At 61.8% G+C, this 20605-nt stretch carries 19 protein-coding genes; 10 read left to right on the top strand and 9 right to left on the bottom strand.

The features are described 5' to 3' along the window. Window positions 1–165: 165 nt before the first annotated feature. The 4 genes from KKQ10_RS17330 to KKQ10_RS17315 all read left to right on the top strand — a co-directional run bounded on the left by KKQ10_RS17330 (window position 166) and on the right by KKQ10_RS17315 (window position 4689). Window positions 166–471 (top strand): DUF3649 domain-containing protein, encoded by a 306-nt coding sequence (locus tag KKQ10_RS17330; protein WP_127651097.1) that lies wholly within the window; start codon window positions 166–168, stop codon window positions 469–471. 37 nt (window positions 472–508) lie between these two features. After that, window positions 509–1075, top strand: coding sequence for an RNA polymerase sigma factor (locus KKQ10_RS17325; RefSeq protein WP_029977467.1), 567 nt, complete (start codon window positions 509–511; stop codon window positions 1073–1075). After that, window positions 1072–2061, top strand: coding sequence for a FecR family protein (locus KKQ10_RS17320; protein WP_215501784.1), 990 nt, complete (start codon window positions 1072–1074; stop codon window positions 2059–2061). Before KKQ10_RS17325 ends, KKQ10_RS17320 begins: the two co-directional genes overlap by 4 nt. A gap of 198 nt (window positions 2062–2259) precedes the next feature. Next, entirely contained in the window at window positions 2260–4689 is a 2430-nt protein-coding gene (locus tag KKQ10_RS17315) for a TonB-dependent siderophore receptor (RefSeq protein WP_215501783.1), read from the top strand. Between the two features lie 97 nt (window positions 4690–4786). On the opposite strand, the gene KKQ10_RS17310 is transcribed toward KKQ10_RS17315, so the two are convergent. After that, window positions 4787–5662, bottom strand: coding sequence for an AraC family transcriptional regulator (locus KKQ10_RS17310; protein ID WP_215501782.1), 876 nt, complete (start codon window positions 5660–5662; stop codon window positions 4787–4789). A gap of 287 nt (window positions 5663–5949) precedes the next feature. On the opposite strand from KKQ10_RS17310, the gene KKQ10_RS17305 reads away from it, so the two are divergent. Further along, window positions 5950–6852 (top strand): DMT family transporter, encoded by a 903-nt coding sequence (locus KKQ10_RS17305; RefSeq protein WP_215501781.1) that lies wholly within the window; start codon window positions 5950–5952, stop codon window positions 6850–6852. 20 nt (window positions 6853–6872) lie between these two features. Here KKQ10_RS17305 and KKQ10_RS17300 read toward each other — a convergent pair whose 3' ends face one another. From KKQ10_RS17300 to KKQ10_RS17285, 4 genes are all read right to left on the bottom strand, one after another. After that, on the bottom strand, window positions 6873–7382 hold the full coding sequence (locus KKQ10_RS17300) for a DUF2165 family protein (RefSeq protein ID WP_215501780.1): 510 nt from the start codon (window positions 7380–7382) through the stop codon (window positions 6873–6875). A 157-nt stretch (window positions 7383–7539) separates the two neighbouring features. Next, window positions 7540–8514: a 2-hydroxyacid dehydrogenase gene (locus KKQ10_RS17295; RefSeq protein ID WP_215501779.1), complete on the bottom strand. Its 975-nt coding sequence runs from the start codon at window positions 8512–8514 to the stop codon at window positions 7540–7542. A 612-nt stretch (window positions 8515–9126) separates the two neighbouring features. Continuing rightward, window positions 9127–9501 (bottom strand): DUF6124 family protein, encoded by a 375-nt coding sequence (locus tag KKQ10_RS17290; protein ID WP_127651089.1) that lies wholly within the window; start codon window positions 9499–9501, stop codon window positions 9127–9129. Between the two features lie 382 nt (window positions 9502–9883). Beyond that, the gene (locus KKQ10_RS17285; protein WP_215501778.1) at window positions 9884–10852 is read right to left on the bottom strand and encodes a LysR family transcriptional regulator; all 969 of its coding nucleotides are present in this window, start codon (window positions 10850–10852) and stop codon (window positions 9884–9886) included. Between the two features lie 274 nt (window positions 10853–11126). Between KKQ10_RS17285 and KKQ10_RS17280 the strand changes: the two genes are divergently transcribed. The 4 genes from KKQ10_RS17280 (at window position 11127) to KKQ10_RS17265 (ending at window position 16073) form a co-directional block, all read left to right on the top strand. Further along, entirely contained in the window at window positions 11127–12626 is a 1500-nt protein-coding gene (locus tag KKQ10_RS17280) for an efflux transporter outer membrane subunit (protein ID WP_215501777.1), read from the top strand. Between the two features lie 175 nt (window positions 12627–12801). Further along, on the top strand, window positions 12802–14994 hold the full coding sequence (locus KKQ10_RS17275) for an FUSC family protein (protein WP_215501776.1): 2193 nt from the start codon (window positions 12802–12804) through the stop codon (window positions 14992–14994). Then, window positions 14984–15184: a DUF1656 domain-containing protein gene (locus KKQ10_RS17270; protein ID WP_003221811.1), complete on the top strand. Its 201-nt coding sequence runs from the start codon at window positions 14984–14986 to the stop codon at window positions 15182–15184. Before KKQ10_RS17275 ends, KKQ10_RS17270 begins: the two co-directional genes overlap by 11 nt. Before the next feature lie 25 nt (window positions 15185–15209). Further along, window positions 15210–16073, top strand: a complete 864-nt coding sequence (locus KKQ10_RS17265; RefSeq protein ID WP_215501775.1) for an efflux RND transporter periplasmic adaptor subunit — start codon at window positions 15210–15212, stop codon at window positions 16071–16073. Between the two features lie 146 nt (window positions 16074–16219). Here the strand turns inward: KKQ10_RS17265 and KKQ10_RS17260 are convergent, their stop codons facing one another. Beyond that, window positions 16220–16618 carry a DUF4440 domain-containing protein gene (locus tag KKQ10_RS17260; protein ID WP_215501774.1) on the bottom strand — a complete coding sequence of 133 codons (399 nt, stop codon included), beginning with the start codon at window positions 16616–16618 and terminating at the stop codon, window positions 16220–16222. After that, on the bottom strand, window positions 16615–17985 hold the full coding sequence (locus KKQ10_RS17255) for an MFS transporter (protein WP_215501773.1): 1371 nt from the start codon (window positions 17983–17985) through the stop codon (window positions 16615–16617). The genes KKQ10_RS17260 and KKQ10_RS17255 overlap by 4 nt, the downstream gene beginning before the upstream one ends. Before the next feature lie 109 nt (window positions 17986–18094). Here KKQ10_RS17255 and KKQ10_RS17250 point away from each other — a divergent pair, with 109 nt between their 5' ends. Further along, the gene (locus KKQ10_RS17250) at window positions 18095–18976 is read left to right on the top strand and encodes a LysR family transcriptional regulator (RefSeq protein ID WP_215501929.1); all 882 of its coding nucleotides are present in this window, start codon (window positions 18095–18097) and stop codon (window positions 18974–18976) included. A 134-nt stretch (window positions 18977–19110) separates the two neighbouring features. On the opposite strand, the gene KKQ10_RS17245 is transcribed toward KKQ10_RS17250, so the two are convergent. Both KKQ10_RS17245 and KKQ10_RS17240 read right to left on the bottom strand, forming a co-directional pair. Continuing rightward, window positions 19111–19935: an SDR family oxidoreductase gene (locus tag KKQ10_RS17245; RefSeq protein ID WP_215501772.1), complete on the bottom strand. Its 825-nt coding sequence runs from the start codon at window positions 19933–19935 to the stop codon at window positions 19111–19113. Window positions 19936–19971: 36 nt separating this feature from the next. Continuing rightward, window positions 19972–20436 (bottom strand): multidrug transporter, encoded by a 465-nt coding sequence (locus tag KKQ10_RS17240; RefSeq protein WP_215501771.1) that lies wholly within the window; start codon window positions 20434–20436, stop codon window positions 19972–19974. Window positions 20437–20605: the final 169 nt, after the last annotated feature.

Genomic DNA, 20605 nt, shown 5'->3' with positions numbered 1-20605 from the left:
GGCGCATGCAGCATGCGTTAGAGAACAAGAACTGTTCGCATTGTAGGGGTGGAGAAGGCCACCCGGCAATCAGATGCTTTTGCGTATGAGAATATTTATCATTAATATTGCTCGCCTGTGGGTTCGGCTTGTCGGTCGGACGTTTTTTCGTTTCAGGGTCGAAACATGAAAGGCAAACTCGCCTCACTTCCCATGTCCTATCGTCTGGCCGTCACTTCGCGGGTGCTGGCGGCGGTGTTTGGCGGCTATCTGGTCGCGGCGCTGGCCAGTGTCGCCCTGACGCTGTGGCTGCCGTTGAGCCGTGCCGAAGCGGTGGTGACCGGCATGACCATTTCCTTTCTGGTCTATCTGGTCGCGGTGCTCTGGTGTTTTGCCTGTCGCACCGCGTGGTCGGCGTGGGTCGGGTTGCTGGTGCCGAGCGTGATCCTGGCGACGGCTTCCGGTGCCGCGCGTGGCCTGGGGTACGCATGAAAGAGGGTTTGCGCCAAAGCATGAGTGCAATGCTGAGATGCTGATCGGTCATCCTCCGGAATCCCGCGACGACGAGCCGCACGGGGCGCGTGCGCATTTTCTCCAGGTGTTCCTCTCGCAGCGTTCGCAGATGGAAGCGCTGGTGAACCGGCGCGTCGGTTGCCGGGCCACGGCGGCGGATCTGGTGCAGGATCTGTTCTTGCGCTTCTGGCGTCGGCCGCTGGTGCAGGTCGAAGAACTCAGCACGTACCTGTTGCGTTGCGCCGGCAACATCGCCATCGATCATTTGCGCAGCGAAGGCACGCGAGTGCGGGTCAACGAGGGCTGGCAACCGGACGAGCCGGACAGCCACGGCAGCGAACCGCAGGCCGCGCTCGAAGCGGGCAATGATTTGCGCCATGTCGAAGCGGCGTTGCGCGCCTTGCCCGAGCGCACCCGGCAGATCTTTTTGCTCAATCGCATCCACGGACGCAAATACGCGGACATCGCCAAGGCCATGGGCCTGTCCCAAAGCGCTGTGGAAAAACATATGATGCGCGCCCTCGAGGCCTGCAAGGCCAGCCTGCGCGAACCCGCGCCACGCCTGCCAGGGAAAGCACCGTGAAGCCCACCGACCGCGTCGCTCCGACGCCCGCTCAGGAACAGGCCGCGCTCGCCTGGCTGAGCCTGTTGCACGACCGCCCAAGCACGGGCGATCAACTGACGTTCAGCCAATGGCTGCGCGCCGATCCGGCCCACGCCGAGGCCTATGCCCAGGCGCAGGTGATGTGGGAATTGAGCGAAAGCCCGGCGCGCGCCCTGGCCGTTGAAGACGCATTGGCGTTGCAGGGCTACCTCAATGCGATGGATCGTCCGCGTCGTTCAGCGCTGTTGCGCTGGTCGGGTGCGTTGGCGATGGCCGCGTGCCTGTTGCTGATGATCAGCCTCGGCACGGGTTGGCAGCCGCAGCGCTGGATCGACGATCTGGGCGCCGATTACGTTTCGGCACCGGGGGAAATCCGCACGGTGACCCTGGCCGATCAATCGCAAGTCACGCTGGACGCCGACAGCGCCATCGCCGTGGATTTCAGCCATGGCGAGCGGCATGTGCAGTTGCGTCGTGGCGCCGGTTTTTTCAGCGTGACGCATACCGGCGATCCCTTTGTGGTCGAGGCCGAGAAAGGCCAGGCGCGGGTGCTCGGCACGCAGTTTGAAGTGCGTCTGCAACCGCAGGGCGCGCAGGTCACGGTGCTGTCCGGGCGCGTTGGCGTGACGGCGGATCGCAACGCGCAGCAACAGATTCTGACGGCTGGCCAGCAAGTGGCTTATGGGCAGGGCCGCGCCGAAAAGCTGCATGCAGTGGACAGCGAAGCGCAACTGGCCTGGCGTCAGGGCTGGCTGAGTTACTACAAATCGACGCTGGGCGATGTGGTGCAGGATTTGCGGCGCTATTACCCGGGGCGGATTGTGTTGCTCAATGATGAGCTGGCGGCGCGCAAGGTCAGCGGGAGTTTTCCGAGCAAGGATCCGCAGGCTGTGTTGAGTTCGCTGCAAGGGGTGATGGGGTTTGAGCAGCATCAGGTTCTCGGGCATCTGATTATTTTGCGCTGATCAACGTCAAGAGATCGCAGCCTTCGGCAGTTCCTACATTGGAATGCGATCCTCTGTAGGAGCGGCCGAAGGCTGCGATCTTTTGCTTCTGAAAAACTTTTTCAAAATTGTAGTGAGGTAAACCCCAGCCCCATCCGTGTAGTGACTGAAACTGCGAGTCATTCGCATCCGTTGCGGTTCTACACAGGTCATTGAGCAATGAAGTCCAGGGCAAAATCGGGTTCGGTCAAACAATGGTTGGGCGTTTCGGCGTTGAGTTTTTCCGCATTGGCGCTGTTGCCGATGAGCGTGGCGCTCGCCGCTGAAACCGTCAGCAGCCCGGCGCAACAGCAGTTCAGTTTTTCCCTGAGTGCCAAACCGCTGCCGCAAGCCCTGAGCGACTTCAGCCGCGTCACCGGGCAAAGCGTGGTCTACACCGATGAAGCGCCGTACGGCCTCAACGCCCCGGCCGTCAGCGGTCAGATGAGTGCCGAACAAGCGCTGCAACGCCTGCTCAGCGGCTCCGGCATGACCTTCCGTCGCACCGACAGCCATACCCTGGCGCTGGAACCGCAACCCACCGAAGGCGCGCTCAATCTCGGCGCCACCACCATCACCTCGACCCGCGACGAGTCGATGACGTATCAACCGCCGCAAACCAGTTCGGTCATGCGCTCTTCTGCGTCGCTGCAGGAAATCCCGCAGACCGTCAACGTGATCCCGGCCCAGGTGATCCGCGATCAGACCCCGCGCAATCTCGACGATGCGCTGGCCAACGTCAGCGGCATCACCCAGGGCAACACCTTGGGCAGCACTCAGGATTCGGTGATGACCCGCGGCTTCGGTGATAACCGCAACGGCTCGATCATGCGTGACGGCATGCCGATCGTGCAGGGCCGCGGCATGAATGCGACAGTCGATCGTGTCGAAGTGCTCAAGGGGCCGGCGTCGTTGTTGTACGGCATTCAGGACCCGGGCGGCGTGGTCAACCTGGTCAGCAAGAAACCGGAACTGACCCAGTACAACGCCCTGACCCTGCGCGGCTCGACCTACGGCGACGGCAAGAATGGCAGCGGCGGCGCCTTCGACAGCACCGGTGCGCTGGGTGAATCCGGGCTGGCCTATCGGCTGGTGCTCGATCACGAAGACGAAGATTACTGGCGCAACTACGGCACCCACCGCGAGACGCTGATCGCGCCGTCGCTGGCCTGGTTCGGCGAGCGCACCAAGCTGTCATTCGGCTACGAGCACCGCGAGTTTCTCACGCCGTTCGACCGTGGCACGGTGATCGATCCACGCACCAACCACCCGCTGGATATCTCGCGCAACGAGCGTCTGGACGAGCCGTTCAACGACATGGAAGGCCGTTCCGACCTGTACCATTTCGAGGCCGACCACGAACTCAACGACAACTGGAAAGCCCACTTCGGCTACAGCTGGAACCGCGAAACCTACGACGCCAGCCAGGTCCGCGTGACCGCCATCGACACCAGGAAAGGCACGCTGACCCGCAGCATGGACGGCACGCAAGGGGCGATCAGCACTGACCGTTTCACTACCGCCAGCCTCGAAGGCAAGGTCAACCTGCTGGGCATGCAACATGACCTGGTGTTCGGCGTCGACGACGAGTACCGCAAGATCTACCGCGCCGACCTGATCCGCCAGAAAAGCCTGAGCACCTTCAGCTACGTCAATCCGGTGTATGGCCGCGAAGTCGAAGGCACCACGGTCAGCCCGGCCGACAGCGCGCAAACCGATCTGCTGCGCAGCGATTCGGTGTTCCTGCAGGACTCCATTCACCTCAACGACCAGTGGATTCTGGTCGCCGGCGGGCGCTTCCAGGAGTACGACCAGTACGCCGGCAAAGGCGTACCGTTCAAGGCCAACACCGACAGCAACGGGCAGAAGTTCGTGCCGCGTGCCGGCCTGGTGTATCGCTACACCGATGAGTTGTCGTTCTACGGCAGCTACACCGAATCGTTCAAACCCAACTCGACCATCGCCCCGCTCGGCGGCAGCAGCACCGTGCTCGACGGCAGTATCGCGCCGGAAGAAGCCAAGTCGTGGGAGCTGGGCGCGCGCCTGGATATGCCGGGGCGTCTCACCGGTAATATCGCGCTGTTCGACATCAAAAAACGCAACGTGCTGGTGGCCAACTCCGAAGGTCCGACCACGATCTACAGCGCCGCCGGCGAAGTGCGTTCCCGGGGTCTGGAACTGGACCTGACCGGTCAACTCAGTGATCGTTGGAGCCTGATCGGCGCCTATGCCTACACCGATGCCGAGGTCACCAAAGACCCGGAGTACCAAGGCAATCGCCTGCAAAACGTGGCGAAGAACAGCGGCTCATTGTCGGCGGTGTATGACTTCGGCAGCGTGATCGGTGGCGATCAATTGCGGGTCGGCGCCGGGGCGCGGTATGTCGGCGAGCGCGCGGGCAACGCGGTGAATGATTTCGACCTGCCGAGCTACACCGTGGCCGATGCGTTCGCCACTTACGACACCAAGCTTGAGGGGCAGAAGGTCAAGTTCCAGCTCAACGTGAAGAACCTGTTCGACCGCACGTATTACACCTCGGCGGCGAGCCGGTTCTTTGTGTCGATGGGTGATTCGCGGCAGATTTCGTTGTCGAGCACGTTGGAGTTCTGACCCGGAACCGTAAAAGATCGCAGCCTTCGGCAGCTCCTACAGAGGAACGCATTCCAACTGTTGGAGCTGCCGAAGGCTGCGATCTTTTGATCTGGCGCTAACGCAAAAACGCCTGTCGATATTCCCCCGGCGTCCCGCCCAGCACCTGCCGAAACCGGTTGGTGAAATGACTGGCACTGGCAAAGCCGCACGCCAGCGCAATCTCTCCCAGCGGCAACGCCGTCCCGCGCAACAACTCCCGCGCCCGGCTCAAGCGGCGCGCCAGCACGTACTGATGCGGCGGCAAGCCGAAACTGGCGCGGAACATCCGCGCAAAGTGGTATTCCGACAGCGCGCACAGCCCGGCCAGTTGCCCGAGGCTGATCGGTTCGGCCAGATGACTGTCAATGAACCCTACCAATTGCCGACGCTGGTGGGGCGCCAGCCCGCCCTTGAGGCGCAAACCCTGACGGGCACCGACCTGGCTGAGCAGGGTATGACTGAGCAATTCGTGTGCAAGGCTGCTGGTCAGCAAGCGCTCGGCCGGTTCGTCCCAGTTCAGCGTGAGCAACTGCCGAAAGCGCCGCGCCTGTTGCGGGTCTTCGAGAAAGGTCTGCTCGCGCAACTGCATTTCTCGCGGCTCGCGATCGAGCAAAGTGACGCAACCCAAGGCAAATTGCTCGGCGCTGAAATACAGATGCGCGAGGCGGATATCGCCATTGATCACCCAGCCCGATTGGTGGTCGGCCGGCAGGATGCACAACTTGTCCGGCCCACCCTTGTGGCCAGGCTGGTCACGGCGAAAGGTCCCGGTGCCGCCGGCGATGTAGCACGACAGGGTGTGATGGCTCGGCGCTTCGTATTCCTGGGCGTCGTGGTGGTTGGTCCACAGGGCCGCAGACAAGCCGTCACCGAGTTCGGCGCTGTGCACAAGGCGTGCGTTCGGCGAGCGGTTGAGGGCTTGAAAGACTTGCAGGGTATCGATAGCGGCCATGTTCGGTTCTCTCCAACGCCTTGCATCCTACTCCGTAGCCTTTGCGCTGCCAGCCTGCCGGGCGACAAAAGCGCAAGATTTTGCAAGCGCCCCGATCCCTGCTGCCGCACCCTGATCTTCAATTCAGCGCAAAACCTTGTGGCGAGGGAGCTCGCTCCCGCTGGGCTGCGAAGCGGCCCCAAAATTCTGGGTTGCTAATGCAGATTTGCGAGTGCTGCGCACTCAAGCGGGCGCAAGCTCCCTCGCCACAGAAGCGCTCAGCGTTGCCGCATCAAGGAGTGTTTGCCATGAATCTGTCGTTGTATCTGCTGACCGTGCTGATCTGGGGCACCACCTGGATTGCCCTGAAATGGCAACTGGGTGTGGTGGCGATTCCAGTGTCGATCGTCTATCGCTTCGGTCTCGCCGCGCTGGTGCTGTTCGTGCTGTTGCTGCTCAGTCGCCGGCTGCAGCCGATGAATCGCCGAGGGCATCTGATCTGCGTGGCGCAGGGCTTGTGCCTGTTCTGCGTCAACTTCATGTGCTTTCTGACCGCCAGCCAGTGGATTCCCAGCGGTCTGGTGGCGGTGGTGTTTTCCACGGCAACGCTGTGGAACGCGCTCAATGCACGGGTGTTCTTCGGCCAGCGCATTGCGCGCAACGTGCTGATGGGCGGGGCGCTCGGCTTGTTCGGGCTGGGGATGTTGTTCTGGCCGGAACTGGCCGGTCATCACGCCAGCCCGCAGACCTTGCTCGGTCTGGCGCTGGCGCTGTGTGGCACGTTGTGTTTCTCGGCGGGCAACATGTTGTCGAGCCTGCAGCAGAAGGCCGGCCTGAAACCGTTGACCACCAATGCCTGGGGTATGGCCTATGGCGCGGCAATGTTGTCGGTGTGGTGCTTGTTCAAAGGCATTCCGTTCGAGATGGATTGGTCGCCGCGCTACGTCGGCGCTCTGCTGTATTTGGTGATCCCGGGTTCGGTGATCGGCTTCACCGCGTACCTGACGCTGGTCGGGCGCATGGGGCCGGAACGTGCGGCGTATTGCACCGTGCTGTTCCCGGTGGTGGCGCTGAACGTGTCGGCGTTTGCCGAAGGGTATCAGTGGACGGTGCCGGCGCTGCTTGGGCTGGTATTGGTGATGTTTGGCAATGTATTGGTGTTTCGTAAATCCAAGGGGGCGGTGTTGCCTCCTCAAGGAAAGTTGGCGTGAAATCCGCGAGCGCTGAACATTCAGCGCTCGACTTTCAATGTGATGTAAAGCAATACCGGTAAGATGAAGTCAACAATGTGCCGCGCCCAGTCCTTGGCGTTCCAGACTTGCGATGTGTCCATGTCGAACCATTCGACGCCGATGACTTGCAGGCAGATGTAATAAACAAAGATCGCGATCAATAAACCAATAATCGAAAACTTCTTGGCATCGTGAAAGGCTTTGTCTGAAGCTTTTATCTTGCGTAGAAGCTGGTAGGTGCCGACCAGGCAGCACGTGGTCCAGATCACTTCCGTGGTGATGATGAACCAGTAGATCCGGTGGTGCAGTATCGGTGACTCGATTGCACGGTAACGGATGTTGGGGTTGGTCTGGGTGGTGTCCATGCTGAGGATGTGACCGACATATGTATAGTTTGACGCGTAGTCGGTGAAGTTGCTGTACATCACCAGCAAGCCGAAAAAACTTATGTAAGCCATCAGGGTAACTTTGCTGTAGCGAATGAGTTTTTGGATGTTCAGGTTGTTCAAGGGTTTCTCCAGAATGTTTATCGTGCTGTCGATAAGTCTGGAGAGTTTAATGTTCTGTGTTGTGTTTTTAGTTGAGGCTTGAGTTGCAAGGTATGTAACGGTTGGCCAAGGGGTTAATTTAAGCGGGCAAGTGCCGATGAGGTGCTTGCCCGTTTTTTCAGCCTCGCCAGACTTGCGGATTGACCAGGTCCTGCGGGCGTTCGCCGAGCAGTGCGCTGCGCAGGTTGGCGAGGGCACGGTTGGCCATGGCTTCGCGGGTTTCGTGGGTGGCGGAGCCGATGTGCGGCAATGTCATCGCATTTTTCAGCTGGAACAGGGGCGATTCGGCCAGCGGTTCTTTTTCGTAGACATCCAGGCCGGCGCCACGGATGCGGTTGTTTTGCAGCGCTTCGATCAGCGCCGGTTCATCGACCACCGGGCCACGGGAGATGTTGACCAGGATCGCGCCGGGCTTCATCAGGGCAAGTTCGCGGTGGCTGATCAGGTGGCGGGTCTTGTCGCTGAGCGGCACCACCAGGCAGACGAAGTCGGCTTCGGCCAGCAACTGGTCGAGGCTGCGAAATTGTGCGCCGAGTTGTTGTTCCAGTTCGGTCTTGCGGCTGTTGCCGCTGTAGATAATCGGCATGTTGAAGCCGAAGTGGCCACGTCGGGCGACGGCGGCGCCGATGTTGCCCATGCCGACGATGCCGAGGGTTTTGCCGTGGACGTCACAGCCGAACAGTGGCGCGCCGACGCTGGCTTGCCATTGGCCGGCCTTGGTCCAGGCGTCGAGTTCGGCGACGCGGCGGGCGCTGCTCATGATCAGGGCGAAGGCGAGGTCGGCGGTGCTTTCGGTGAGCACGTTGGGGGTGTTGGTGAGCATGATGCCGCGTTGGTTGAAGTAGTCGAGGTCGTAATTGTCGTAGCCGACGGAGACGCTGGAGACCACTTCAAGTTTTGTGGCGGTTTCGAGTTGGGCTTTGCCGAGTTTGCGGCCGACGCCGATGAGGCCGTGGGCGTGGGGCAGGGCCTCGTTGAATTGGGCGTTGATGTCGCCGTTTTTGGGGTTGGGAACGATGACGTCGAACTCCTGTTGCAGGCGTTCGATCATTGGGGGGGTGATGCGGCTGAAGGCCAGGACTGTTTTTTTCATTGGGCTGGGGCTCGGGCTTCGGGGCTTTATTGCCAAGCAAGCTAACATTTCTTTGTGGGGTTTGGCTTGTCTTGGCGGCCTCTGGGCCGACCAGGTTCTTGGGGTTTTGGGTGTATATCCGTTTCTGCGGGTGTGGCGGCTGGCGGTTTCGCTCTTACAGCGAGTCACTTTTGCAGACGCCCAAAAGTAACCAAAACGCTGGGCCCCGGCGTTCGGCCCTCGCCGTGGCTCGGGTTCCTTCGTTACGGGGTTCATCCGGGGGCATCGCCTACGGTTTGCTTCGCTGCACCTCCTCTCGATGTGTTTGGCTTCGCCAAACGGTCGCTGCGCTCCCACCCCCGGATGAACCCCTCCACTCAGCCTGCCGAAGGGGCCGGTACGGCAAGATCAAGAGCTGCAGCCGAGCTTGCGCTCATCCTGTTGAGTGGTGAGAAGCGGATGCACCAACTGCCTGCACCCAATCCAGCTGTAGGAGTGAGCCTGCTCGCGATGGCGGCCTGTCAGCCGACCAATCACCAACTGCCTGCACCCAATCTAACTGTGCGAGCTTGCTCGCGAATGCGGTGTGTCATTCAACGCAGGTATTTGCTGACCCACCGCTCCCTCAGGGGTTTAGCTGTGTGCTGCAGACTGGCTGATTTCCACATTATCCAGCACCCGATTCACCGCCAGCTCCGCCAGCATGATGATCTGCTGAATCGCCAGAAGGGTGTGCCGCTGCGGCGGATCGACGTAGGCCGCAATGTCGCTGGTCATGATGCTCGCCGAGGCCAGTGATTCGCAGGCATGAACCAGCAGGCTCTCGTTATCCATATCAGGGGCAACCTGAAACATCGTGCTCGGTTTGTGGAATTTGAGGGTAGTGGCGGAAGGTTTGAGGTAGTGGTCGAGCGCGCGCTCGGCGGCGTCGTGGAGCTTTTTTGAGTCGAGGGATTCGTAGGGGGAAGTGCAGTCCGCTTCGGGCGGATTGGGTGTGGGTTTGATCATGGTGAAGCTCCATTCGGGATGTGGAGTTCGCCACGTACTGCGACCAAGCAATAGGGTGGCGAACCGTACGCAGGTTGGTCGACCAGGGAATGGAAACCCGGCAGGGCCAAGGCCCTCCCACGCACAGCTCGCCATTAAGCAAGCTTGAAAAGTGCGCCATTCTAAACCCGGACGACCAAGTCCGGTCGCTGATTCGTCAACGACCCCCTGAGCCTATCCACCCCACTTCCAACCCACAACCGTCAAAACCTGTCGGAAAACTCCCCTCAAATCACCGCTTCTGTAGGAGCTGCCGTAGGCTGCGATCTTTTGATTTTTAAACATCAAGGGCAAAAGATCGCAGCCTGCGGCAGCTCCTGCAGGTTTCGTAGTGTGTTTAAGGTCAGTTGGCGACTCGGGCTCCAGCGAGGCTGCCGCTTAATTCGTAAGCAGCCAGTTCGGCTTGATGGGCGGCGAGAATTTCCGGCAACGAGCCGCGCAAATACTCAACCCACGTCTTGATCTTCGCATCCAGGTATTGCCGCGACGGGTAGATCGCGTACAGGTTGAGTTCCTGCGAGCGGTAGTTCGGCATCATCCGCACCAGCGTGCCGTTGCGCAGGCCTTCGATGGCGGCGTAGACCGGCAGCACGCCGACGCCCATGCCGCTGATGATTGCGGTTTTCATCGCGTCGGCGGAGTTCACCAGGAAGGGCGAGCTGTTGATGGTGACCATTTCCTGGCCGTCGGGGCCGTTGAAGGCCCATTTTTCCAGGGGGATCACCGGGCTGACGAGGCGCAGGCAGGCGTGGTTCAGCAGGTCGCTGGGCTTTTGCGCGCAGCCGTTGGCTTTCACGTAGGCCGGGGAGGCGCAGACGATGCTGTAGGTGATGCCCAGGCGTTGCGAGACGAAGCCTGAGTCCGGCAGTTCGGTGGCCAGCACGATGGACACGTCGTAGCCCTCGTCGAGCAGGTCCGGCACGCGGTTGGCCATGGTCAGGTCGAAGGTCACGTCCGGGTGGGTCTTGCGGTAGCGGGCGATGGCGTCGATCACGAAGTGCTGGCCGATGCCGGTCATGGTGTGCACTTTCAGCTGGCCGGCGGGGCGGGCGTGGGCTTCGCTGGCCTCGGCTTCGGCTTCTTCGACATAGGCCAGGATCTGTTCGCAGCGCAGCAGGTAGCGCTTGCCGGCCTCGGTCAGGGCGATGCGCCGGGTCGTGCGATTGAGCAGGCGGGTTTGCAGGTGGGCTTCCAGGTTGGAGACCGCGCGCGAGATGTTGGCCGTGGTGGTGTCGAGTTGCACGGCGGCGGCGGTGAAGCTGCCGGCTTCGGCCACACAACTGAAGGCGCGCATGTTTTGCAATGTGTCCATGGGGTGCTCTCAAGGGAGATGGCAAATTGTGACACGAAGTTTCAGGGGCTGAGACCCCCGACCAAGGGATTATCTCGCTAACGGTAACAAAGATTCACAGGAATCCCAGCTTATCGCCACAAAGGCACCCACCTAGAATTGCGCCGTTCCCTGTAGGAGCTGCCGCAGGCTGCGATCTTTTGATCTTGATTGTGAACAGCAAAATCAAAAGATCGCAGCCTTCGGCAGCTCCTACACCAGTCCCCCGGTTTATCCCTTTCAGGAATTTGCAGCTGTGCCGCGTCGCATCAACAGAGCGCTTTTGCCGCTCAGTGTTCTGGCTATCACCCTGGGTCTCAGCGGCTGCATCGGTACCGGAGGAATTGCCCCGCAGGGCAAAGCGTTGGAGGCCAATACGCTGGCTACCGATGACGCGATTGCCCACGCCGCCAAAGACGCCAACTGGCCCACCGCGCAATGGTGGCAAGCCTACGGTGACCCGCAACTCAATCACTGGATCGACCTCGCCGTGCAGGGCAGCCCGACCATGGCCATGGCCGCTGCGCGGGTGCGTCAGGCCAAGGCGATGGCCGGTATCGCCGAAGCGGCCGAGTCGTTGCAGATCAATGGTGAATCGACGCTCAAGCGCCACAATTGGCCGACCGACCAGTTCTACGGCCCCGGCAAGCTGGCCAACAGCACCACCTGGGACAACAACGCCGCGCTGGGTTTCAGCTACGCCCTCGACCTTTGGGGCCGCGAAAGCAATGCCACCGAACGGGCAGTGGATCTGGCGCACATGAGCGCTGCAGAAGCGCGGCTGGCGCAGCTGGAATTGCAGAACAACATCGTGCGCGCCTACATCGAGCTGTCGCTGCATTACGCCCAGCGCGACATCGTCGCCGCGACGCTCAAGCAGCAACAGCAGATTCTCGACCTCGCGCAGAAGCGTCTGGACGGCGGCATCGGCACGCACTTCGAAGTCAGTCAGGCAGAAACACCATTGCCGGAAACCCATCGGCAACTGGATGCGCTGGACGAAGAAATTGCCCTCAGCCGCAATCAGATCGCCGCGCTGGCGGGCAAAGGCCCGGGCGACGGCGCGCAGTTGCAGCGGCCGACCCTGGCGCTGGGGGCTGCGTTGAAACTGCCGTCGGCATTGCCTGCGGAGTTGCTCGGTCAGCGGCCGGATGTGGTCGCCAGTCGCTGGCAGGTGGCGGCGCAGGCGCGCGGCATCGATGTGGCGCACGCCGGGTTTTATCCCAACGTCGATCTGGTCGGCAGCCTCGGCTACATGGCCACCGGCGGCGGAGCGCTGGAGTTTTTGACCGGCAAGAAGCTCAACTACAGCGTCGGCCCGGCGATCTCCTTGCCGATTTTCGACGGTGGGCGTCTGCGCAGCGAACTGGGTGAAGCGTCCGCCGGGTATGACATTGCCGTGGCGCATTACAACCAGACGCTGGTCAATGCGCTGAAGAACATCTCCGACCAGTTGATCCGCCGCGAGTCGATGGACAAGCAGCAAGCCTTCGCCGCCGAGTCGGTGGCCACCGCGCAGAAGACCTACGACATCGCGATGATCGCCTATCAGCGTGGCCTCACCGATTACCTCAACGTGCTCAATGCGCAGACCTTGCTGTTCAAGCAGCAGCAAGTGCAGCAGCAGGTGCAGGCGGCGCGGTTGAGTGCGCATGCCGAGCTGGTGACGGCGCTGGGTGGCGGCCTCGGGGCTGGCAACGATGTGCCCGCTGCCGAGAAAACCCAGGCCCCGAAAACCCCGGTTCTCCTGCGGTGAACCCCATCTACCAGGCAACTGTTTCTCTGTGGCGAGGGGGCTTGCCCCCGCTTGAGTGCGCAGCGCTCACAAGATTTTTGGGCCGCTTCGCAGCCCAACGGGGGCAAGCTCCCTCACCACAGGTTTTTGCATCCGCTGCGCAATTATTCCGTGCCAATTCATTGAGCAAGACCAAATGACTCCCTTGCCCGCACCAATACGCTGGCTCTACTCCCTGGAATGGCGTCGGGGTTTGTTTGACTGGGCGCGCAGCGATGGCGTGACCTGGGTGTATATCTTCAAGGTATTGCTCGCCGCGTTTCTCACCCTGTGGCTGGCGATGCGTCTGGAATTGCCGCAGCCGCGCACGGCGATGATCACCGTGTTCATCGTCATGCAGCCGCAGAGCGGCCATGTGTTCGCCAAGAGTTTCTATCGCTTCCTCGGCACCCTGGCCGGGTCGGCGATGATGGTTACGCTGATCGCGCTGTTCGCGCAGAACACCGAACTGTTCCTTGGCTCGCTGGCGATCTGGGTCGGTATCTGCTCGGCCGGTGCCGCGCGCTGCCGTAACTTTCGCGCCTACGGTTTTGTCCTCGCCGGCTACACCGCGGCGATGGTCGGGCTGCCGGCGCTGGCACATCCGGACGGGGCGTTCATGGCCGCTGTGTGGCGGGTGCTGGAGATCTCGCTGGGGATTCTCTGCTCGACCGTGGTCAGTGCCGCGATCCTGCCGCAAACCGCCAGTGCGGCGATGCGCAACGCCTTGTATCAACGCTTCGGTGTGTTTGCCCTGTTCGTCACCGATGGCCTGCGTGGGCGCAGCAAGGCCGACGCCTTCGAGACCAACAACGTGCGCTTCATCGCCGAAGCGGTGGGCCTGGAAGGGCTGCGCAGCGTGACGGTGTTCGAAGACCCGCACATGCGTCGGCGCAACGGTCGCCTCAGTCGTTTGAACAGCGAGTTCATGGGCATCACCACGCGCTTCAACGCCTTGCATCAGTTGCTGGAGCGCCTGCGCGGCAACGGTGAAGAACACGTGGTGGCCGCGATCAAACCGGGCCTGCAGGATCTGGCCGAAGTGCTCGACGGCTTCAGTGGCCGCGCCTTGACCAGCCCGGACGCTGCGCGTCTGGCGACGGCGCTGGCGACCTACAAGGAAGGTTTGCCGACTCGCGTGCGAACCCTGCGCGCAACCTTCCAGCAAACCGGTCCGAGTGAAGCCGAGCAACTGGATTTTCACACCGCCTACGAACTGCTCTATCGCTTCGTCGACGACCTGCACAGTTATGCCCAGACCCACGCCTCGCTGGCCGATCACAGCCACGAACGCGAGCGCTGGGACGAGCCGTTTACCCCGCAAACCAACTGGTGGGCCGCCGCCGCTTCGGGGATTCGCGCCTCGTTCATCCTGATTGTGTTGGGCAGTTACTGGGTCGCCACCGCGTGGCCAAGTGGCGCGACCATGACCTTGATTGCTGCGGCGACCGTGGGCCTGTCCGCCGCCACACCGAACCCGAAACGCATGGCGTTCCAGATGGCTTGCGGGACCTTCCTCGGGGCACTGATCGGTTTCGTCGAGATGTTTTTCATCTTCCCGTGGATCGATGGTTTCCCGCTGCTGTGCGTGATGCTGGCGCCAGTGATTGTGCTCGGTTCGTTTCTCGCTTCGCGGCCGCAATACGCCGGGGTCGGTCTCGGTCTGCTGATCTTCTTCAGCACCGGTTCGGTGCCGGACAACCTGACCGTCTACAACCCCTACACCTTCATCAACGACTACATCGCCATGGTCATGGGCATGCTGGTCTGCGCGGCGGCGGGGGCAATCATTCTGCCGCCGAACAGTCGCTGGTTGTGGAAGCGGCTGGAGCAGGATCTGCGCGGCCAGGTGGTCTACGCGATCAGTGGCAAGCTCAAGGGCCTGGCGTCGAGTTTCGAGAGCCGCACCCGCGACCTGTTGCATCAGGCTTACGGGCTCGCCGCCGGGCAGCCTGCCGTGCAAAAGAAGCTGCTGCGCTGGATGTTCGTGGTGCTGGAAGTCGGCCACGCGATTATCGAGCTGCGCAAGGAACAGGCGATTCTCCCGGTGCACCCGGCGTATGCCGAATCGCAGCCGTGGCGTCAGGCGATCCGCGTGATGGGCCGGGCGCTGGTGCGACTGTTTCTGCAACCGAACCAGAGCAATCTGGAGCGCGCACTGGTGGCGGTCGATCACGCGATCAGCCGGGTTGCCGCGACCGACGAGCCGTTCGCGCCGCACTTCGATACCTCGGCCCTGCGCCGGGTGAAGAGCTACCTGCACTTCATCCGCACCTCGTTGCTCGACCCGCAATCACCGCTCGCCGCCTATGCCGTCGCCAAGCCCGAAGGACTTGCCCATGCCTCGTGAAATTGCCTTCCACGGCGTGTACATGCCGACCATGACCCTGATGTTTTTTGTCGCTGCGGCCCTGGCCTGGGCGCTGGACCGGTTCCTCTCGGGGTTTGATCTGTACCGCTTCTTCTGGCACCCGGCGCTGCTGCGCCTGAGCCTGTTTACCTGTTTGTTCGGCGCCATGGCGCTGACTGTTTACCGTTGACTCTCTATCTCTGAAGAAGGCCCTGATGAAAAAGTTTTTCAGCCTGCTCGCGACCCTGCTGGTGCTGGCCCTGGCGCTGTGGATCGGCCGCACGTTGTGGGAGCACTACATGAACACCCCGTGGACCCGCGACGGGCGCGTTCGCGCCGACATCATCAACGTCGCGGCCGACGTCACCGGTGAAGTCATCGACGTGCCGGTGCGCGACAACCAGTTGGTGAAGAAGGGTGACTTGCTGATGCAGATCGACCCCGAGCACTACCGTATCGCGGTCAAACAGGCACAGTCGCTGGTCGCTTCGCGCAAGTCGACGTGGGAGATGCGCAAGGTCAACGCGCATCGCCGCGCCGATATGGACAACCTGGTGATCTCCAAGGAAAACCGCGACGACGCCAGCAACATCGCCGACGCTGCGCTGGCCGATTACCAACACGCGCAAGCGCAACTGGAAGCCGCCGAACTCAACCTCAAACGCACCGAAGTACGTGCAGCGGTGGACGGCTACGTGACCAACCTCAACGTGCATCGCGGTGATTACGCGCGCATCGGCGAGGCGAAAATGGCCGTGGTCGACATGAACTCGTTCTGGGTCTACGGCTTCTTCGAAGAGACCAAACTGCCGCACGTGCGCGAGGGTGACAAGGCCGACATGCAACTGATGAGCGGCGAAGTGCTCAAGGGCCATGTAGAAAGCATTTCCCGCGGCATCTACGACCGCGACAACCCGGAAAGCCGCGAGCTGATCGCCGATGTGAACCCGACCTTCAACTGGGTGCGCCTGGCGCAGCGGGTGCCGGTGCGGATTCACATCGATGAAGTGCCGGAAGGTGTGTTGTTGGCGGCGGGGATTACCTGCACCGTGGTGGTGAAGCAGGACACGGGAGAGTAAACCTGTGGCGAGGGAGCTTGCTCCCGCTCGGCTGCGTAGCAGTCGTAAAATCTGACTGCGCGGTTTGCCTGACAGGGTTGGGGGCAGGTATTGGGGCTGCTGCGCAGCCCAGCGGGAGCGAGCTCCCTCGCCACAAAGGGATCGCGTCAGCCTTGGCAAAACGTCTCCTGCAAATGCCGCCACAGCACCCGCCCGGCCTCGTTTTTTTCAAACACCACCGTCGAGCGCCGATCCGTGTGCAACCCGCTCGCATCGGTCTGCTGCTCGCGGTAACTCAACGTTGCGCCGCGCTCATGCAGCGCAATTACACGCAGCTCACTGAGCACGATACTGAAGCCTGACTTCTTCCCGCCCGCCGCCTGAAACAGTGCGCGCAAGGCTGCGACATCCAGCGCCCGGCCCAGCGGTGTGACCATGGAAAAGTCCGCCGAGAAGCGGCTCAGCAAGCGCTCCAGTTCGGCCGAATCCTGCTCCACGGCAAACCACTGTTCGATGGCCTCATGTGCCTGGATCACTTCGTCAAAATATTCTTGGTAGTCAGTCATGTGGATTTTTCCTGAAGGGGAGGTGAGCTCAGCAGGGCGAGCACGTGGGTGGCATCGAAACGCAGCACGGCGACCATCGGCAACAGCGTCAGCAGTGCGGCGGCGAAAAAGCAGTAGTGAAAACCGTTGCCGCCGAGTGCGCCCAGCAGTGAGCTGAGCAGCGCCGCACCCAGGCAGAAACCGAGTTGGCGATTGATGTTCCACAGGGCGCTGGAGTGGCCCATTTTTTCCGGCGCGATGCCGACAAACGCCAGGGTTTGCGCGGTGACGCTGCACAGACTGCCGCCCAGCCCCATCAGCGCGTAGGCGATGATCAGCGGCGCAGCGGCGGGGTGTTCGATGCGCATCAGCAGGACAATGCCCAGGCATTGCAGGAGCATGCCGGCGATCAGCAACGGCTTGGGGCCGATGCGATTGAAACTGCGTTTGCCGAGCATGATCGCCACGCCCGAGGCAGCGGCCCAGGCCAACATCAGCGCGCCGGTTTGCGCCGCGCCGACACCGAGGTCGTGCAGGTACAGCACGGCAATCATGTTGGTCCCGGTAAAGACTCCGGGCACGAACAGGTAGATCAGCATCGCCAGGCGCAGCGACGGGCTTTTGATCAGTTGCAGGTCGAGGACGGCGTCGGGTTTGTGCCAGCCATCGCGCAGGTACAGCCATAAGGTCAAGGCACCGAGCAGCAAGACGCCGCCCGCGAGGTGACGGGTCGCGGAGGCGCTCGCCAGGCTCACGGCAATCAGCAACAGACTCAGGGCTGAGACCGCCAGCAGCAGGCCGCGAATGTCCAGCGTCGGGCGTTCCGTGGTGGGTTGATCGGCTTTCAACCACAGCAAGCCCAGGGCGAAAGCCAACAGCGCCATTGGCATGTTCAGGTAGAAAATCCAGCGCCACGACAACGCCTCGACGATCAGGCCGCCCGCCGCCGGTGACAGGGCCGGCACCATCAGCGCCACCAACAGCACCACGCCAGTGAGGTGCGCACGTTGTGCCGCCGGGAATTGCCGATACGCCAGGGCCTGACCGACCGGCAGCAACAAGCCGCCACCGAGCCCTTGCAGCAGGCGCCAGCCAATCAGGCTTTCAATCGAGCCAGACTGGGCCACCAGACCCGAAGCGATCCCGAACAGCAACAATGAACCGAGGATCAGCCGGCGCTCGCCCAGGCGTGCGGCCAGCCACACGCTCATCGGAATGATCAGCGTCAGCCCGAGCATGTAGGCGTTGGTGATCCACGCCAATTGCGTCACCGATGCCTGTAGTTCTCGGGCGATGTCCGGGTAGGCAATGCTGGCGGCGAACATGTTCAGCAAGTCGAGGGCGAACCCGAACAAATACACCAGCGCGACTTTCGAGCGATAGGCCATGGCAGCTTCCCTGTGATGAGGCGTGCAGGTTAGGGCGCTTGTGGCGTTAGGAAAACGCTGGTTTGCCTGCTAGTTTGTCAAAATTATTTTGACAGAGAGTGCCGTGACGATGGTCAGCCTGGACCGTTTTGACACGTTCAAAGCCGTGGTGGAGGCCGGGTCACTGACGGCCGCCGCCGATACATTGGGCCAGACCCGGGCAGTGGTGAGTTTCAACCTCAAACGGCTGGAAGAGGAACTGGGCGTCACGTTGCTCACGCGCAACACCCGACAACTGGCCCTGACCGATGCCGGCGAACGCTTTTATCGCCGCTGCTTGCGCACTCTCGACGAAGCGCGACTGGCGATCGAGGAAGCGCGTTCCGAGCATTCGCAACTCAAGGGCACATTGCGCATCACCACCACCGTGGAATTTGCCCTGGCCCAAGTGGTGCCGGCGCTGGAGGTGTTTCGTCAGCAACAGCCGCAATTGAACATCCACCTGTCGACGTCCTCGACCCATGCCGATCTGATCTCAGAGCGCTTTGACATGGCGATCCGCCTGGGCCGCATGCACGACTCCAATCTGCGGGCGGTGCAGTTGTCGACGTTCGAAGTGTTTGCAGTGGCGGCGCCAGGTTTGGTCGAGCGCTTCACGCCGGTGGCCACGCTGGCGACGCTGGAGTCGATGCCGACGCTGGGGCATGGGCGAGTGCCGGAAATGACGGTCACCGACCCGGCCGGCAGCGAGCACGTCTACCAGCCCAAACCGGGGACCACCGCCATCGTCGCCGACAACTCAGCGACGTTGCGTGCGTTTGCGTTGACCGGGCAAGGCGTGGCGATTTTGCCGCAGTGGCTGATTCAGGATGATCTGGAGGCCGGGCGTTTGGTGCGCTTGCTGGCCGATTACCGTTTTGCCCAACAGGGTGTTTACGCGTTGTACCCGGATACCCGGCATTTGCCGCTGAAGGTGCGGGCGTTTATTGATTTCATGAAGGGGTGGGGCTGAGGATCTCGAGTGATTGTTCCGGCCTCTTCGCGGGCAAGCCACGCTCCCACAGGTTTTTGTGTCGTTCTGGATATCTGTGTACGCCGCAAAACCCTGTGGGAGCGTGGCTTGCCCGCGATGGGGGCGCCTCGGTCTCAGAGCTTCCCACGCAACCCGAACCGCTTCATCAACGTCGACTCCAGCAACCCTTTGGGCAGCAGTGTCGCCAGCAACGGCAACGCCCGGCTGCCATTCCCGATGCGGATCAACCGCGGCGGCTTGTCCTGTTGCACAGCCTTGAGCAGTTGCGCGGCAAACTCACTGGTCGGCGTCGGTTTGTCCTGCGAGGCCTTGGCCCGCGCGCGGATCCCCTCACGCAACGGAAACCACGGCGATTGCTCGTTGATCAACTGCTCCGCCTCATGCCCGGCATTCTTGGCGAAGCTCGACTGAATCGCCCCGGGCTGCACTTCCATCAGGCGAATGCCGAACGGCGCCAGTTCCATGCGCAACGCATCGCTCAGGGCATGCACGGCGGCTTTCGAGGCGCAGTAGGCGCCGGCGAATGGCGTGACCAAAACCCCAGACACACTGCCGATGTTCACCACCAGGCCCTTGGCCCGGCGCAGCACCGGGAACAGTGCGCGAGTCACGCCGACAATCGAGAATACGTTGGTTTCGAACTGGCGCTGCATGGCCGGTACGCCGCCGTCGAGCAGCGGCCCCATGGCGCCGTAACCGGCGTTGTTGATCAGCACATCAAGGCCACCGTGTTGCTGGTTGATCCGCTCACCAAGCTGTTCCAGCGCCACGCTGTCATTGACGTCCAGCTGGATCGCCGTGAACCCGGCAGCGGCGAGGGCCGAGACGTCTTCGGCCCTGCGCGCACTGGCCCAGACCTCGTAGCCGGCGGCTTTGAACGCATCAGCGAGGGCGCGGCCAATGCCGCTGGAGCAACCGGTGATCAACGCAACGGGCATGGCGCATTCCTTGTGCAAGAAAGTTAAGGGAGGGGATCAGTCGGAGAAACTGCCCTGCAAACGCTCGGCGCGGAACTCCAGGGTTTGCGGACGATAACCGGGACGCAGTGGTGGCATTGGCAAGCAATCTTCCCAGTTGCCGCCGGCCTGCAATTCACCGGGGCCACGATAGCGCGGCGCGGTGTATTGGTTGTCGGCCAGGTTGACAGTGTCACCGGGCGCGTAAGCGGCGATGCGCCAGCGCAGTTCGGTCAGCGGGACGTCGTTGCCGTTTTTTATTTTCAGTTGCAGCGGACGATCTGCCGGGCACTGTTCAGGGGCGTAGGCAATGCGCATCTCCAGACGCGCCAGTTGCTTGAGCTCGCGGTTGTCCAGCCACACCACCCAGACCGCCACCAGCCCCAAGCCAACGGCGGCAGCCACCGACACCGGTACAGCCTTGGCCGGATAGCGCAGCAACAGGACCAGCCAGGTGATGACCAGCAAAACGCCGATGAACATGTCGCACAACCTCGCGGGGATAGAGGGGCATCCTACCTAAGCGTAGGTGAGGTTGGCGATGGGCAGGGCAAAGTCAAAAGATCGCAGCTTGCGGCAACTCCTACAGTTGGAATGCGTTTTCCCTGTAGGAGCTGCCGCAGGCTGCGATCTTTTGCTTCAAAAAAAGCCC

The sequence above is a fragment of the Pseudomonas sp. MG-9 genome (genome assembly GCF_018729515.1).
Classification (GTDB): domain Bacteria; phylum Pseudomonadota; class Gammaproteobacteria; order Pseudomonadales; family Pseudomonadaceae; genus Aquipseudomonas; species Aquipseudomonas serboccidentalis.
The sequence above is the reverse complement of the archived record's forward strand: the minus strand, read 5'-3'. Positions and strand labels throughout refer to the sequence as shown.

Excerpts from the sequence above, each read along its gene's own strand:
- KKQ10_RS17330 (WP_127651097.1), top strand. The coding sequence starts at position 166 with ATGAAAGGCAAACTCGCCTCACTTCCCATGTCCTATCGTCTGGCCGTC.
- KKQ10_RS17325 (WP_029977467.1), top strand. The coding sequence starts at position 509 with ATGCTGATCGGTCATCCTCCGGAATCCCGCGACGACGAGCCGCACGGG.
- KKQ10_RS17315 (WP_215501783.1), top strand. The coding sequence starts at position 2,260 with ATGAAGTCCAGGGCAAAATCGGGTTCGGTCAAACAATGGTTGGGCGTT.
- KKQ10_RS17310 (WP_215501782.1), bottom strand. The coding sequence starts at position 5,662 with ATGGCCGCTATCGATACCCTGCAAGTCTTTCAAGCCCTCAACCGCTCG.
- KKQ10_RS17305 (WP_215501781.1), top strand. The coding sequence starts at position 5,950 with ATGAATCTGTCGTTGTATCTGCTGACCGTGCTGATCTGGGGCACCACC.
- KKQ10_RS17295 (WP_215501779.1), bottom strand. The coding sequence starts at position 8,514 with ATGAAAAAAACAGTCCTGGCCTTCAGCCGCATCACCCCCCCAATGATC.
- KKQ10_RS17290 (WP_127651089.1), bottom strand. The coding sequence starts at position 9,501 with ATGATCAAACCCACACCCAATCCGCCCGAAGCGGACTGCACTTCCCCC.
- KKQ10_RS17285 (WP_215501778.1), bottom strand. The coding sequence starts at position 10,852 with ATGGACACATTGCAAAACATGCGCGCCTTCAGTTGTGTGGCCGAAGCC.
- KKQ10_RS17275 (WP_215501776.1), top strand. The coding sequence starts at position 12,802 with ATGACTCCCTTGCCCGCACCAATACGCTGGCTCTACTCCCTGGAATGG.
- KKQ10_RS17270 (WP_003221811.1), top strand. The coding sequence starts at position 14,984 with ATGCCTCGTGAAATTGCCTTCCACGGCGTGTACATGCCGACCATGACC.
- KKQ10_RS17265 (WP_215501775.1), top strand. The coding sequence starts at position 15,210 with ATGAAAAAGTTTTTCAGCCTGCTCGCGACCCTGCTGGTGCTGGCCCTG.
- KKQ10_RS17260 (WP_215501774.1), bottom strand. The coding sequence starts at position 16,618 with ATGACTGACTACCAAGAATATTTTGACGAAGTGATCCAGGCACATGAG.
- KKQ10_RS17255 (WP_215501773.1), bottom strand. The coding sequence starts at position 17,985 with ATGGCCTATCGCTCGAAAGTCGCGCTGGTGTATTTGTTCGGGTTCGCC.
- KKQ10_RS17250 (WP_215501929.1), top strand. The coding sequence starts at position 18,095 with ATGGTCAGCCTGGACCGTTTTGACACGTTCAAAGCCGTGGTGGAGGCC.
- KKQ10_RS17245 (WP_215501772.1), bottom strand. The coding sequence starts at position 19,935 with ATGCCCGTTGCGTTGATCACCGGTTGCTCCAGCGGCATTGGCCGCGCC.
- KKQ10_RS17240 (WP_215501771.1), bottom strand. The coding sequence starts at position 20,436 with ATGTTCATCGGCGTTTTGCTGGTCATCACCTGGCTGGTCCTGTTGCTG.